General features: G+C 57.1%; 14 protein-coding genes, 1 tRNA gene and 1 other RNA gene. 7 read left to right on the forward strand and 9 right to left on the reverse strand.

Annotated features, from left to right (window positions below; genetic code table 11):
• Window positions 1–298: 298 nt before the first annotated feature.
• Window positions 299–910 (reverse strand): Arm DNA-binding domain-containing protein, encoded by a 612-nt coding sequence (locus B5F39_RS00005; RefSeq protein WP_143330600.1) that lies wholly within the window; start codon window positions 908–910, stop codon window positions 299–301.
• Window positions 911–1,180: 270 nt separating this feature from the next.
• A tRNA-Leu gene (locus B5F39_RS00010) sits at window positions 1,181–1,267 on the reverse strand.
• 255 nt (window positions 1,268–1,522) lie between these two features.
• On the opposite strand from B5F39_RS00010, the gene B5F39_RS00015 reads away from it, so the two are divergent.
• From B5F39_RS00015 to B5F39_RS00035, 5 genes are all read left to right on the forward strand, one after another.
• A complete protein-coding gene (locus tag B5F39_RS00015) occupies window positions 1,523–1,912 on the forward strand; it encodes a 4Fe-4S binding protein (protein WP_239391008.1) in 390 nt (129 codons plus the stop codon).
• Between the two features lie 17 nt (window positions 1,913–1,929).
• A complete protein-coding gene (locus B5F39_RS00020) occupies window positions 1,930–4,116 on the forward strand; it encodes an aldehyde ferredoxin oxidoreductase C-terminal domain-containing protein (protein ID WP_087362795.1) in 2,187 nt (728 codons plus the stop codon).
• Window positions 4,117–4,131: 15 nt separating this feature from the next.
• On the forward strand, window positions 4,132–4,329 hold the full coding sequence (thiS, locus tag B5F39_RS00025; protein ID WP_087362796.1) for a sulfur carrier protein ThiS: 198 nt from the start codon (window positions 4,132–4,134) through the stop codon (window positions 4,327–4,329).
• A 319-nt stretch (window positions 4,330–4,648) separates the two neighbouring features.
• Window positions 4,649–5,752 (forward strand): hypothetical protein, encoded by a 1,104-nt coding sequence (locus B5F39_RS00030; protein WP_087362797.1) that lies wholly within the window; start codon window positions 4,649–4,651, stop codon window positions 5,750–5,752.
• A gap of 133 nt (window positions 5,753–5,885) precedes the next feature.
• Window positions 5,886–8,204, forward strand: coding sequence for a PBP1A family penicillin-binding protein (locus tag B5F39_RS00035; RefSeq protein WP_087362798.1), 2,319 nt, complete (start codon window positions 5,886–5,888; stop codon window positions 8,202–8,204).
• A gap of 349 nt (window positions 8,205–8,553) precedes the next feature.
• Here the strand turns inward: B5F39_RS00035 and B5F39_RS00040 are convergent, their stop codons facing one another.
• From B5F39_RS00040 to B5F39_RS00055, 4 genes are read right to left on the reverse strand one after another with little or no spacing between them, the layout of a single operon-like run.
• Entirely contained in the window at window positions 8,554–9,081 is a 528-nt protein-coding gene (locus B5F39_RS00040; protein ID WP_087362799.1) for a hypothetical protein, read from the reverse strand.
• A 9-nt stretch (window positions 9,082–9,090) separates the two neighbouring features.
• Window positions 9,091–9,390, reverse strand: a complete 300-nt coding sequence (locus tag B5F39_RS00045; RefSeq protein WP_239390976.1) for a DUF6506 family protein — start codon at window positions 9,388–9,390, stop codon at window positions 9,091–9,093.
• A gap of 11 nt (window positions 9,391–9,401) precedes the next feature.
• Window positions 9,402–10,415 (reverse strand): deoxyguanosinetriphosphate triphosphohydrolase, encoded by a 1,014-nt coding sequence (locus B5F39_RS00050; protein ID WP_087362800.1) that lies wholly within the window; start codon window positions 10,413–10,415, stop codon window positions 9,402–9,404.
• 39 nt (window positions 10,416–10,454) lie between these two features.
• Window positions 10,455–10,925, reverse strand: coding sequence for a QueT transporter family protein (locus B5F39_RS00055; RefSeq protein ID WP_087362801.1), 471 nt, complete (start codon window positions 10,923–10,925; stop codon window positions 10,455–10,457).
• 440 nt (window positions 10,926–11,365) lie between these two features.
• Here B5F39_RS00055 and B5F39_RS00060 point away from each other — a divergent pair, with 440 nt between their 5' ends.
• Entirely contained in the window at window positions 11,366–11,608 is a 243-nt protein-coding gene (locus tag B5F39_RS00060) for a type II toxin-antitoxin system Phd/YefM family antitoxin (protein WP_087362802.1), read from the forward strand.
• Window positions 11,605–11,982 (forward strand): type II toxin-antitoxin system death-on-curing family toxin, encoded by a 378-nt coding sequence (locus tag B5F39_RS00065; protein ID WP_087362803.1) that lies wholly within the window; start codon window positions 11,605–11,607, stop codon window positions 11,980–11,982. Before B5F39_RS00060 ends, B5F39_RS00065 begins: the two co-directional genes overlap by 4 nt.
• A gap of 529 nt (window positions 11,983–12,511) precedes the next feature.
• Here the strand turns inward: B5F39_RS00065 and ssrA are convergent.
• The 3 genes from ssrA to pflA form a co-directional block, all read right to left on the reverse strand.
• Window positions 12,512–12,868: a transfer-messenger RNA gene (gene ssrA, locus B5F39_RS00070) on the reverse strand.
• Between the two features lie 40 nt (window positions 12,869–12,908).
• Window positions 12,909–13,379 carry an SsrA-binding protein SmpB gene (smpB, locus tag B5F39_RS00075; RefSeq protein WP_087362804.1) on the reverse strand — a complete coding sequence of 157 codons (471 nt, stop codon included), beginning with the start codon at window positions 13,377–13,379 and terminating at the stop codon, window positions 12,909–12,911.
• A 144-nt stretch (window positions 13,380–13,523) separates the two neighbouring features.
• Window positions 13,524–14,243, reverse strand: coding sequence for a pyruvate formate-lyase-activating protein (gene pflA, locus B5F39_RS00080; RefSeq protein WP_087362805.1), 720 nt, complete (start codon window positions 14,241–14,243; stop codon window positions 13,524–13,526).
• Between the last annotated feature and the right edge of the window lies 1 nt (window position 14,244).

Below are 14,244 nucleotides of genomic sequence, written 5' to 3' on the forward strand. Positions count from 1 at the left end.
ACTTTTACAGAAGGTGTTGTAATAATATGGAGAAGCCAAGCGATGTTTTGGGCTGTTGTTTAATGTATTTAGGCGCGTTTTATAAAGCGGCGTTGGGTGGCGAAAAAGGTACACCTTTTGCGCCATTCATATATTGCAGGACATATATTGATTTTAAGTTATAATTTAATCAATTTATATTATCTTTGGTGTGCTATTAAATTTTATAGTTATACACAATATCATTCAGGCATGAGCTTCAAATAAGACGGAAGTTGTGGAAGTGAGAGGCTTCGCAATGTATACGCGGCAATTTCTCTCAATCAACCAGTTGTTGAAGGTATCGCTGCTTATTACAAACACCGGCAGCGCCATATTTCTGCCATCTCATCATGATTTTGACCTCTTCTGTAGGAAAAAGCTGCGGCATTGTTCTCCTGCATCGGCGCGAATAAGAGCGCCAGCTCATGCGGTCATCCCGCCAACCAGTTCCACATTTCTGTGTATTAACGTTGGCTATGCGCTTTGTGTAAAACGGCGCCTTTTCTATATAGTTTTTATAACGATATTCTGTTGATTCTACAGTGCTGTTTCTGCGCGCCCCTGTATAATCCTCTAGCCATTCCTCGGCAATATCCCGAAATGTCTTTGTGACTTGCTCTATACTCTTTTCTTCGCGCACTGCTCCGCGTATTAACACGGCCTGCTCTTTTGCGGCGATAAGCGTCATGTGTTCCGGCTTGTTTGGGTTAAATATGCCAATTTTCTTCATCTTCTGTTTCTGGCCTGCCGCCGGGGTATATCTCACACGCCATCCCCTTGAACCTGTAGGCTCAATATAAATAAATAAATTTGTATCAATTTGCTTCGTAAATCGTTTATTTTTCGGAACTATTTTCGCTATCGCCGTATCTGTCCATATTTTCGTCACTAATTTTTCGCCCTTTCTATACAACGCCAGAAAACTGACTAACGTTGCTCTTATTGTTCAATGCTACAATAGTAGGTTTTCAACGACTAAACAATAGCTATTTTTTCGTCACTGATTCATCACTAATGGCGTTGTAAAGGGCTGTAAAAAGTTGGCTGATGTTGATAGATGTAAAAAACAAAAAAGCCCGGAAAACCCGGGCTATTACTTGTTGAGTTGCATCTCTATGCTTAAAGTTGACCTATCTTGACATAAGCCAATAAACAATCTTGGTGTCAAGGAGGGGAATTGAACCCCTATGGGCTAATGCCCACTAGATCCTGAATCTAGCGCGTCTACCAGTTCCGCCACCCTGACGCCTTAACGGAAGAGATTTTATCAGCAATGGGGCTTTTTGACAAGGGGCTGTGCTAAAGTCGCGGCATTTGCCGGTGTCTTTTTAGATGTTATTGTTTTGCTCATTTTTGCTTAGACAAAATAAAACAAAACAGCGGCGCGCGGAGCCGCCAGGCTTATATTTATGCTAGAATTTTTACATTGGGGAAGGTTACGGCGCACAGGCGCCGCGGCCTTAAAAAACTGAATAAAGCGGAGGGGATTTGTGTGAGGATCATGCAGGTGAACGCTGAAAAATGCGTTCAGTGCGGTGTGTGCATGGAAGCATGCTCAACTGCATACTTCAAGGAAAATTCACGAGAGCTTTCAAGAGTGAAGATCGACAACATGGCCGGTTTCGCTAATATCAACATCTGCACGCAGTGCGGCGCGTGCATCGGCGTGTGCCCGACGCAGGCGCTCGAGCGCGACGCCAACGGAGTCGTGCAGGTGCGCAAGGAGAAGTGCACTTCATGCCTCATGTGCGTCGGCTTCTGTCCGTCGGCCAGCATGTTCTTCGACGGCGACAAGCAGACCGAGCCGTTTAAGTGCATAGCCTGCGGCATTTGCGCCAGAAAGTGCCCGACGGGGGCGCTAGAGATAGTAAACGTGCCCGCTAAGGCGTAGAAGGAGGAGATCGACAGATGGCTAACGCTCCGATGAAGGTTCTCGCCGAATGGTCTTACGAGCCGGCGAAGATACACCACGGTTATTCAAAGGAAACTCTTTACATCGGCCTCGGCAATAAGGACGGGAATTATAAATTTGAGAAGCGCCCGGTCTCCGAGGATATGATTGAAAAATTCACTGGCGGACGCGGCTTCGGTCTGAAGCTGCTCTGGGACGCAGTGACGGAGGACACGAAGTGGGACGACCCAGAGAACGAGCTCGTCATCGCGGGCGGCCCGTTCTGCGGCATCACGCAGTATCCCGGCGCGGGAAAGTGCTATTCGGTGTTTCTCTCGCCCGCAACGAAGCAGACCTATAACAGCAACGCGGGGGGATATTTCGCTCCGTTCTTGAAATTCGCGGGCTTCGACGCGATGGAGCTTCAGGGCAAGGCCGACAGGCCGGTCGTCATTTTCATCGACGGCGACAATCATAAGGTCACGATTTACGAGTCCACGCTCGAGGATCCGAACGCCTACGCGATTTCGGAGGATCTTCACGAGTATTTCGCTAAGGACGAGGCGGACAAGCGCACCATCTCCGTCGTATCTACCGGCATGGCGGCCCGCACGAGCTACTGGGCGGGGATGAATTTCAGCTTCTACGACGTACGCCGCAAGGCGGTGCGCCTCAAGCAGGCCGGACGCGGCGGCGGTGGCACCGTGCTGTGCGACAAGAACGTCGCGGCGCTAGTCGTAAAGCGCACGCATTTTACGGGGCTTGAAAACGACCCTGTAGATATCAAGGCCATTCAGCGCGCGGGCGCGAGCCTTCACAAGCGCATCCACGACCTCGACGACAAGCAGTGCAAGATGCGTTCCGTCGGCACGGCCCACCTCACCGAGATCATGGACGCCTACGACCTGCTCCCGATAAACAACTACAAGTTCGGCAGCCATAAGGACATCGACAACATCAGCTCAGACTCCTACACGAAGCTCTTCACGCAGGGCATGGCGGACGGCTGCTGGTACGGATGCTCGCTCGCGTGCGCGAAGGCGGTCGACCACTTCCCGCTCCAGACTGGGCCGTGGAAGGGCAAAGAGGTCATCGTCGACGGGCCGGAGTATGAGACGGCCGCCGGCCTCGGCTCTAACCTCGGGATTTTCGACCCGCTGTGGACGATAGAGGCGAACTTCTACGCCGACCATTACGGCCTCGATACTATTTCACTCGGCACCGGGCTCGCCTTCGTATGCGAGTGCTACGAGCTCGGGCTCATCAACAAGGAGCAGACTCACGGCCTCGACCTCAACTTCGGGCGCAAGGCCGACATTATGGAGCTCATCCACCGCATCGCGCGCGGCGCGGACGAGTTCGCAATAGCCTGCGGCAAGGGCATCGAGACGTCGCGCGAGTTCTTCGCGAAGGAATACGGCGCCGACATGGACACGATGATGAAGATAGGCATGGTATGCCAGGGGCTCGAAGCGTCTGAATACCGCTGCCAGGAATCCATCGCGCAGTGGGGCGGCTACTTCCTCACGCTCAAAGGGCCGCAGCACGACGAAGCGTGGCTCATCTTCATGGACATGGTGAACAAGCAGCTTCCGACATACGAGGACAAGGCCGAGGCGCTCTTCTTCTTCCCGAACTTCCGCCTCTGGTTCTCGCTGCAGGGCCTCTGCAAACTTCCGTGGAACGATATCGAGCCGGCCGACAACGGCATGAAGTACAAGGGCATCGAAGCGGCGAAGGTTCCGGAGCACCTTCAGAACTACCTCGACATTTTCGAGGCGATCACCGGCAAGCACCTGACGCAGGAGGGGCTCATAGAGCAGTCTGAGAAAGTCTACAACTTCGAGCGCATTTTCAACCTGCGCATGGGCAAAGGCACGGCGAAGTACCATGAAGCGCCGGACCGCGGCCTCGGCCCCGTCTGGGAGGACGAATGGAACGCGCGTCCCGAATATTTCGACGAGAAGCTCAGCGAGTTCGGCGTCGATATAGCGGGGCTCACCGTGAAGGAGAAGATTGCGCTGCTCCAGCAGCACCGCCGCGAGCAGTGGAAGATGCTCAAGATGGCGGTCTACAAGCGCCGCGGATGGAACAAGAACGGAATCCCGACGCTCGCGACGGTGAAACGTCTCGGCATAGACTACCCGGACGTCGTCGAGCTTCTGAAGAAGCATCTGAGGCCGGAGGACGAATTCGAAGCGTAAAAAGGAGAGTGCCGCATGATAACCGTCAACGGGGACAAGTTTCCGTGGAGAGAAGGGCTCACGGTGAGCGACGTCCTGAAGGAGAAAAATTTCAAATTCAAGATGCTCTCCGTCTGGGTCAACGACAACGTCATAGACAAAGGCCGCTACGCGGAGGCGAAAATCCCTGACGGAGCGGACGTACAGGTCATACACAACATAAGCGGCGGCTAAGCGAGGCCGCGGAACAAGCGGCGGGGCGCGTTTTCGCGTCCCGCTTTTTTATGTCTACGGCGTGAAAACGCCGGGCGCGCCCGAACGCCGCCGGCCGCTTCCGCGCCTGCGAGTATGCCCCGACGCGGTGGATTTCGTGACGATTTATTCCGCGAAATAACTTTTAGATTTAAGCATAAATTTACAACTCGCTTTCCCGCGTGTCTTTTGTATGCAAGACTAATAATTTCGCTGTTCCGGATTAACCTTTTTACTATGCGCCCAAAATGTGATAAGGTAAGGATGTTACAAAATTCACACTGTGAAAGGTCGTGCTGCAATGGACAACAACAAAGTCAGTTGGGTCAATGTCGTCAAGTTCGCGGGCGCAGTCATCGCGTTCTTGATCGGCGCCGGTTTCGCCACCGGTCAGGAAGTCCTCCAGTATTTCGCAGGATATGGGTACCAGGGGCTGCTTGTGGGAGGGTTCGTTCTTATCTGCTTCGTCTATCTCTGCTCCAGCTTCATGTGCGCTGGGTATGACGAGCATTTCCCGAACACGAACGATATATACCGCTACTACTGCGGCAAGTATATCGGCGGCTTCTACGATTATTTCTCAATCGCGTTTATTTATATGTCGTACATAGTCATGCTCGGCGGCGCGGGCGGAACATTCAACCAGTACTATCAGCTCCCCCCTGCATACGGCGCCATTTTCATGCTCGTAGTTTCGGTAGGAGTCGTTATTCTCGGGCTTGGCAAGATTGTTGACGTCATCGGCTCCATCGGCCCGCTGATCGTCCTTATCGCGCTCGGCGTCGGAGCCGCGGCAATCATCACGAACCCAGGCGGCATCGCCCAGGGCGTCGCGCTTATCGACTCCGGCTCGCTCGACCCCGAAAAGTTCATCCGAGTCGGCAGCAACTGGTTCATGTCCGGCTTCTCCTATGTCGGATTCTGTCTCCTCTGGCTCGCCGCTTTCTGCGCGGCTATGGGAACGAAGGCCAACAGCAAGAAGGAAGCCGTCATGGGGGCGACGCTCGGCGCGGCCGGATTTGTTGCCGGCGCTCTCGTCCTCGCCTTCGGTCTTCTTACGCAGTTTGAGTCTCTCTACGCTTCCGACATTCCATCGCTCATCCTCGCCGAAAAGCTCTGGCCGCCTCTCGCCTCGATATTCTCCGTCGTAATCCTCGCCGGTATATTCACGACGGCGGTTCCGCTCCTCTGGACTGTCTCCGCGAGATTCGCGCAGGAAAAGACGACGAAGTTCTACGCCCTCACGGCGGGCCTCGGCGCGGTAGCATGTTTCGTAGCGCTCATGCTCCCCTTCCGCAAGATAGTCAACATCATCTACGGAATCAACGGCTACGTCGGCATCCTCGTCATTCTCTTCATGCTCGCGAGGACATTCGGCCTTACGAAGAACCTCGGCAAGAAGTAGCGCGTAATACAAAAATACGTCAAGGGGCGTCCTTTTGGGGGCGCCCTTTTTTCTTGACCTCCGCGCCGCGCCGACCGTGCGCGCGCCATGTGATATAATGCCGGTATATGCAGAAGCATATCGGAGGTATCGAATGTCCCGAACTCAGAAAAGCGACAAGGATTTTTCCCTGTCGAATAAAAAACCCAAAAAGAAAAAATCCTTAGCTTCAAAGCTCTTCGCATCGTTCATGCTGACAGCCGCGGTAGCCGCGGCTGTGATAGCCGTGGCTGCGCTGCTCTTCCTCAGGGAAATAACGGAATCGCTGCCGACGACGCCGGAGATACTCGCGCACGAGCCGAGCCTCGCTACGAAGGTCTACGACCGCAAGGGACGGCTTATCACGCAGCTTTTCCAGGAAAACCGCACGTGGGTGAAGCTTCAGAACGTCTCGCCGTGGATGGTGAAGGCGATACTCGCGGCGGAGGACGACAAATTTTACGAGCACGCCGGCATCCGCCCAATAGCGATAGCGCGCGCTCTGGTCATAGACATTTTCCACGGAGAAGCGAAGCAGGGCGCGAGCACGATAACGCAGCAGCTTGCGCGCAATCTGTTCCTGTCCAACGAAAAAACGATAATACGCAAGGCGCGCGAGATGGTCCTCGCCATACGCCTCGAACGCATATATACAAAAGACCAGCTCCTCGAGATGTACCTCAACACGATATATATGGGGCACGGAACCTACGGTATAGAGGCGGCGTCTCGGGAATATTTCGCGAAGCCGCCGGCGAAGCTCGACATAAACGAGTCGGCGACGCTAGCAGGACTGGTCGCCGCTCCCGAGAAATATTCGCCGTACCGCCACAAGGGCAACTCGCAGGCTAGGAAGTCCTACGTCCTCCGCCGTATGCTCGACCTCGACTGGATATCGAAGGGCGATTACGACGCCAACATAAACAAAGAGCCGAAGCTGGCGCAGACAGAGCGCGTGGGCAATCCAATAACGCTTGAAGACGCGCCGTATTTCGTATCCTACATACTTTTCAGCCACCTGCTGCCGTCCTACGGGGCCGACAGGATATACCGCGGCGGGCTGAGCGTCCACACGACGATAGACAGAGACCTCCAGGCGAAGGGCGAGGAGATAGTTTCGTCGATGAAGCATGAGGGCGCGCTGGTCGCGATAGACCCGAACACAGGCGAGATACTTGCGCTCGTCGGCGGACGCGACTTCAACAAGAGCAAGTTCAACAGGGCGACGCAGGCTTTCCGCCAGCCGGGTTCGTCGTTCAAGCCTATAGTCTACGCGTCCGCGCTTGAGCAGGGATACAGGGGCGTGGACCACGTGCTGGACGCGCCGCTGCTCTTCCCAAACGGCTGGGCTCCAGGCAACTACACATCGAACAAGTACGACGGCGAGGTCACACTGATGAAGGCGCTCGCCCGCTCTATAAACACCTCCGCCGTACGCCTGGCGCAGATAAGCGGCGTGCGCCACATAACCGACCTCGCGCGGCGCATAGGCATCACGACGCCGCACCTGCCCGACGACCTGTCGGTGGCGCTGGGGACGGCCAGCCTGACGCCGCTTGAGATGTCGGTCGCATATTCGGCTTTCGCGAACAACGGCTACCAGGTCAAGCCGTACGCGATAAAGGAAATACTCTCGCAGCGCGGAGAAACGCTCGAACAGAACGGCCCCCAGCTCACGCCGGCCGTGACGCCCACCGTCGCCGTCACGATGCGCTCCATGCTGCAGCAGGTCACCTCGTGGGGCACAGGCGCACGCGCCAAAATTGCCGACCATGAGACCTTCGGCAAAACCGGAACTACAAACGAATGGACCGACGCATGGTTCGTCGGCGGCGTGCCCGGGCTCGTAGTCGTGGTCTACGTAGGCAACGACGACCATAAACCGCTCGGAGGCCGCTCGACAGGAGCCGCCGCAGCCCTGCCGGTGTGGAAAAGCTTCGTCGAATACGCGGTCAACACGCTCGCGCTGCCGTCTACTTTCTCTATCCCATCCGACGCTGAGGTGGAGGCCGTCCGCGTATGCAGGGCTACAGGCTTCCTCGCCGCGCCGGGCTGCGAGGCGGCGGACCTGCTGCTTCCGCTTGGGCACGCTCCGTCGTCCCTATGCCCGTGGCACGGAGGGACTATCGCCGAAGCCTTGGCTGACGCCAACGCTCCAGTGCTGCTGCTCGCCCCGATAGACGAAGAGACCGACGTCAACCGCTACGCGCTTCACCTCGGCGGCGCACCGGCGGCGCAGCCGCAGCCTGGAGCGGCGGAAACGCCCGCGGAGCCGGCGCCGCCCGTCACGCCTACGCAGAAGCCGAAGAAGTCAGAGCCGTCAAAGGTCCCGAGCGCCACGGAAAAGAAGCCATACGAAAAGAGAAAATACGAAACTCAGGACGAAGTCGATAAGAGATACCAGGAGCTGCTTAAGCAGTACGGGATAATATAACAGAAAGACAAGTGGAGCCCCGCGCACAGACAATAAGCCGCGCGGGGCTCCCGCATATAGACAGGCCGGCTGCGGACGCGGGGAAAAGAAAGGCTTGCCGTGCTATGTGGCGCGGATTGCCAGGCGTTTCCCGGCACAGGGGCATCTTTCATTCAACGCGCGTCGTTTGCAGCCGGTTAATTTGAGCAAAAAGACGTCCCGCCAGCCATGGAAGCCGGACGCCTCCGCGCGCGGACAGAACCTAAGGTATATATGACGCCATGCCGCCGAACCTATTACATGGACGGCAAATCACAGCCGCCGGAGTTTCAGCAGGTCACGCGCGAAGTAGGCGCGCGGCCGCGAGGGGCTATGTGTCAAGCTCGTAATAGTAAAGCCTGTTCCTCTCCGTGTCGAAAACCGCGAGCGTGAAGTTCAGCGACGCACGAGAGAGAATTCCTTCGCCGCCGTCTGAGGCAGCCTCCGAGCGCCGGTCTTTGAAGAAATAATATCCGCGTCCTATCTTCGGCAGCAAAGCTCCGCCGCCGCGCCCTGTCACGTACGGGCCGAACTGATTCGCCCCTTCGCGCAGGCCGTATGCCAGCGCAGTCAAGGTCCTGCCAAGAGGCAGCGGCTTCCATTCGCTGTTTTTTTCAAGCAGCGCAGAAAGCTCGCGCGCCGCGCCGCCGTCGAAGGCCGCAATGATAAAAGTGTGACCGTCGCCGTGGCATCCGCCGTGCGTATCTTCGCTCCTAACGATTTCGTATCCGCGGGCGGAGGCGCCCGTTACGCGCGATATTTTAGCGGCCTCGCCGCCAGAGCGCATATAGACGGAAAGCGCAACTGCCGCTACGATGAGCGGTATTATATATTTGCGCAGAACCGCAGCGGCGTTCATAACGAAGCGTTAGACGCCGTCGCCGTTTCCAAAAACTTTTGCGAAAATATCGTCCTGCTCAGGAAGGTGCGTGACGTAGCCGATCGGGATATTATTCCCCGTGGCCTCAATGACGCGCCTCGCGTCTTCAGCCTTGAACGCGCCGCATAGCTCTATGCAGCCGACGCCGTCTCTTGCCAGAGCCGCAGCCTCGCGGCAGGCCTCGCCGACCGACGAAACGCCGATCATCTGCGCCGCGCCGCCGTGAATGCGCGCCCTGTCCTCCGACGGATTGAAATCTCCCATTATTATGAACGCGAATTTTATCATCTCAAAACTCCTTAAAGTCCGTCTACCTTCGGCCACGGCCTCGGCACGAAACATTTCTGGAACATATGCAGCGCGAAACGGTCCGTCATGCCGGAAATCATATCGACCGCCTCCTGCGCCGAGCCGCCGTTGCCCTCCATGCGCCTGTTAAAAAGCGCGGTTATCACATGATCCACGCGCGACTCCTCGATAATGGCGTTCGTCCGCGCGTAAACCCGTTCATACAGAAAACTCCGCAGCTTCTCTATACGGCCGAGCATGTCCGTGCTGAAGGCTATCGTCCCCTCGCCGCTGTTCCCGACGACATCCTTGATCATTCCGTCGATGCGGCGCGAATTGCGCATTGTTATCAGCCCGCGCATATCATCCGGCAGCCCGTCCGTTTCGAGAAGCCCGGCACGCAGCGCGTCGTCGATATCGTGATTCAGATAAGCCAGGGAATCCGACACGCGCACGACCCACGCCTCCATACTCGACGGGTTCGTCAGCCCGTAGCCGGAGCGCACGTCGACCTGCCCCTTCGAATGCTGAAGTATGCCCATTCGCACCTCCCACGTAAGATTCAGGCCGTGCCCGTCCTTTTCAAGACAATCCACGACGCGCAGGCTCTGCGCCGCGTGGTGGAAACCGGGAAGGCCGTTCTCGCGCGCCAGCTTGTCGAGCACGCGCTCGCCCATATGCCCGAACGGAGTATGCCCGAGGTCGTGTCCCAGAGCTATCGCCTCCGTCAGATCCTCGTTGAGCCGCAGCGCGCGCGAAATAGTTCGCGCTATCTGTGAGACCTCGAGCGTGTGCGTCAGACGGGTGCGGTAATGATCCCCCTCCGGCAGCAGCAGGACCTGAGTCTTGTACTTGAGCCGTCGGAAAGATTTGCAGTGGATGATCCTGTCCCTGTCGCGCTGAAAACAGGTGCGTATCTCGCACGGCTCCTCCGCCCTCTCGCGCCCGCGGCTGTTCGCGGACAGACAGGCCGAAGGGGACAAAATCGAGCGCTCGACTTCCTCCCACCGTTCGCGTATATTCATGTCAAACCTCCTCGGAAATCGGAAAATCGAAATCAGAAATCAGCGCCGCCCGTCCGCGCCGCGGCGAAATCCGTCCAGCACATGCGAACGGTTCACATACAGCGCGAGCGGCACGCCTATGCCGAAGCATACGGCGGACTGGCTGAGCGCGATATACAAGACGGAGAGCGCGACAGGCGTCTCCGTAAGAAACGCAAGATAGACGCCGACGACGGCGGCGTTGACTGCAACCGGCGGCACAGCAGCAAGCCACACGTTCGGCATCCGCGAAGTCATCCACGCCGCGGCTAGCGTAGCCGCGCTGCCGAACGCGACATCAGCAAGGCCCATGCCGCCGAGCATATTCGACAGCAGACAGCCCACGAAAAGCCCTGGCACAGCCTCCGGTATAAAAAACGGCAGAAGCGCCAGGGCCTCAGCGGCGCGAAACTGCACCGGCCCGAATGAAACCGGCGCAAGCGCCATAGTCAGTCCGGCATAAAGCGCCGCAATCAGCGCCGAAAGAGCCATTTTATTAGACGGAGTAAGATTCACGTTCTTCATAGGGCTATTATAGCAGATAGCCGGGAAAGAACGTCGGAAGCGCGCCCCGCTCCGAAACGTACGACAAGCGGGTATCGCGCCTATACGTTTTTTGATACGGCGCAGAGCTGCAATACACGCTCACAAACAAGCCGGCCTCTGCATGACCGGCAATAAGTGCGCGCCCCGGCAGTCCGACGTACACGTCTCCGTGCGTGTGCAGACGGCCTCGCAATCCGTGAGCGGCGAGCTGGTTATGAGAGCCGCGGCAAGTGCGATGTCATTCTCGCGGTCGCCGCCGGCGCAGGCCCGGGGTCTTTGCCGCCGCATCCTCCGTCTATGCAGATTGTTTTCACGTTACGCCCCTTATATAGGTTATATTTCTCCTATTTTGAGCTATAATATTTCTTGAAAAGGATGTGAACGCCATGATGGTAAATACCGATAATCTTATTTCCATAACCGAAGCGAATCAGAATTTCTCCAAGGTCACGAGAATGGTCGAAGAAAAAGGCGCGGCGGTCATCCTGAAAAACAACGTGCCGCGCTACATCGTCATAGAGTTCAGCAAAGCGGAAGAGGCGCAGGAGGCCGCCGACGAGGACATAATGAGCATCTCAAAACGCCTGATAGAACAGAACCGCGAGGCGTACGAGGTGCTCGCCAGGTGAAGACGCTAAGCAAGAAACAGATACTCGCCCTGCACGACCACCTCATAGCCGAGACCGGCGGGCAGTCGGGGCTGCGCGACGATGGACTGCTTGAGTCGGCCCTCGTCGCGCCATTCGCCTCTTTCGGCTCCGAGGAGCTATATCCGACTCTCGTACAGAAGGCGGCGCGCCTCGGATACGGCCTCGTCAAAAACCACGCCTTCATAGATGGCAACAAACGCATAGCGGCGCACGCAATGCTCGTCTTCCTCGCCGTCAACGGAGTCGAGCTGCGGTACACCCAGCAGGAGCTGTCCGGCATATTCCTGAAGCTCGCGGCGGATGAAGCGCAGTACGAAGACCTGCTCGCGTGGATAAAGGAGCACGACGCATAGACAAAAGGAAAGAAGAGAAAAAGCCCGGTGCAATGCCGGGCCTTTTGTTTTTTATATGGCTGCTTTGCGATTCACGCGCATTTTCAGAGCGCCTCGCGGCCGCAAGGCCCGCATACGTTCCATTCTTCAAAAAACATATTCGCCTTGCAGCGCTGCGCTCTTTCAAGCTCCTATGAACTTCAATATCCAAAGCTGCCCGCCTCTTCCAGCATGATCCTAAACCGTTTCCGTTATCTCAGTCCACTGTACAGCCCTAGCCAGCCCCTTGAGGTATAGAATCAGTTTAGCAGTGCTTGGCAGTGCAAATTTTTGTTGACTAGTGCGGCCTTCATAAAACGCTGCGCCCTCGGCTTCAGGCCGCACGCCGCGATTTCAGTCAGCATCAACCTTCCCAGCCTTTCAGCACTACAAAAACGACCACGGCAAAGCCGGAAACACGAATTTTCCAGTATTATACGGCATTCGTCGGACTTTTGAGAAGGCTTAAAAAACGAATCAAGCCCCCGTGAGGGGGCTTGAAATAGCTTTCTGGTGGAGACGCGGGGAATCGAACCCCGGTCCAACAGAGGACAATCTGGAGGGCGCTACGTGCGTAGTCTATGCTTTAGGATTCGGGGCGGAGGCTCCCGTAGACAGGATACTCGTTCCCTAGCTTTTCCTGTGATCTCGGGCTGAGGCCGAAAGGCGCTGCCGCAGTCCCAGCCGTCTTTGTGACGCCCTATCGGGACCCGACGGCGGAAGTCCCGTAGAGCGCGCTACTTAAAGTTAAGCAGCGAGTGCGTAATTGTCTTCGACAATTATTTTTTCGGAGCCGGATTAACGAGGCTTCCCCATCCTCGGCACGCTCCCCCCGACCCTCCGCCTGCTGTCGAAACCTGTCGTCCCCGGAGGATTGAGTTGTGAGCAGCGCGTTCGTCTTGCGCGCGCTAGTATTCGCCGCGAACTTTGCGGCGGACCGCTCTGTCTATTGCGCGAGCCGCGTCGCGTTCGGCGGCGCTGTCGCGCTTGTCATGGAGCTGCTTGCCTTTCGCCATGGCAAGCTCGATTTTCGCCCATCTGCCCTCTTTGAGGTACATCTTGAGCGGTACGAGAGTGAAGCCTTTTTCGCGCGTCTTTTCCACAAGGCGGCGGATGTCCGTCTTGTGGACGAGAAGTTTGCGCGGGCGCAGCGGATCTTTGTTGTAGATCGTACCCTTGTCGTAGGGCGATATGTGGACGTTGTAGAGCCACAGCTCGCCGTTCTCGACGGAGGCGAATCCGTCTTTGAGGTTTACGCGCCCTTCGCGCACGGATTTTATCTCCGTGCCGGACAAGACTATGCCGGTCTCGAACGAGTCTATAATGAAATATTCGTGCCTCGCCTTCCGGTTTTGCGCGACAGTCTTGTCCTCCGCCACTTCTCTCACCTCGTGCGCGCATTATACCCGTTTGAGCAAATTTAGTCAAACGCCGAGGGGGCGCTGAAATTTTTTGATAGGCTCGCAAGCCGCGGCGTTCTGAGCGATTCGCCGGCGATTCGTAATTTTACTGCTGCGGGCCGGTTACGGCGCGGCGTCTGCGTCGTCCGCGATTTTTTGCAGCTTCGCGAGCTTTTCCGCCGCGCATTCCGGCACTTCGGCGAGCGGGAATTTGAGGCCGAGTTTTTCGTATTTCGCCGCGCAGAGCTTGCGGAACGGCAGAAGCTCGATTTTTTCAAGATTCGGAAAGCCGCGCGCGAGACGCGCGAGGGCGCTGACGTCGTCCGGCCCGTCGTTGAGGCCGGGGACGATCACCTGACGCACCCAGAGCGGCACGCGCATCTCCGCCGTCAGCGCGAGGAAATCAAGCGTGCGCGGGAGCTCGCCGCCGCAGTATTTGCGGAAGAGTCCTTCGTCCGTGAATTTCACGTCGCATATCGCCAGATCCGTATGGCGCAGCACCTCCGCCGCAGCTTCATCGGCGCCGCGGCAGCCCGAGGTATCTAGCGCGGTGTGGAAGCCGCGGGCGCGCAGCGCGGCGAGCAGCCCGGCGGCGAATTCCGGCTGCGCGAGCGGCTCGCCGCCCGAGAGGGTGACGCCGCCGTTTTTTATGTAGGGGCGCATCCTCCCTATCTTCGCGACGAGCTCGTCGGTCCCGCGTTCCTCGCCGCCGGCGAAGGGCCATGTCTCGGGATTGTGGCAGTATGCGCAGCGCAGAGGGCAGCCCTGCGCGAATACTACGCAGCGCAGCCCCGGCCCGTCTACCGCGCCCATGCTCTGGAATCCGGCGACGCGCCCCTTCATA

The sequence above is a fragment of the Cloacibacillus sp. An23 genome, assembly GCF_002159945.1.
GTDB lineage: Bacteria > Synergistota > Synergistia > Synergistales > Synergistaceae > Caccocola.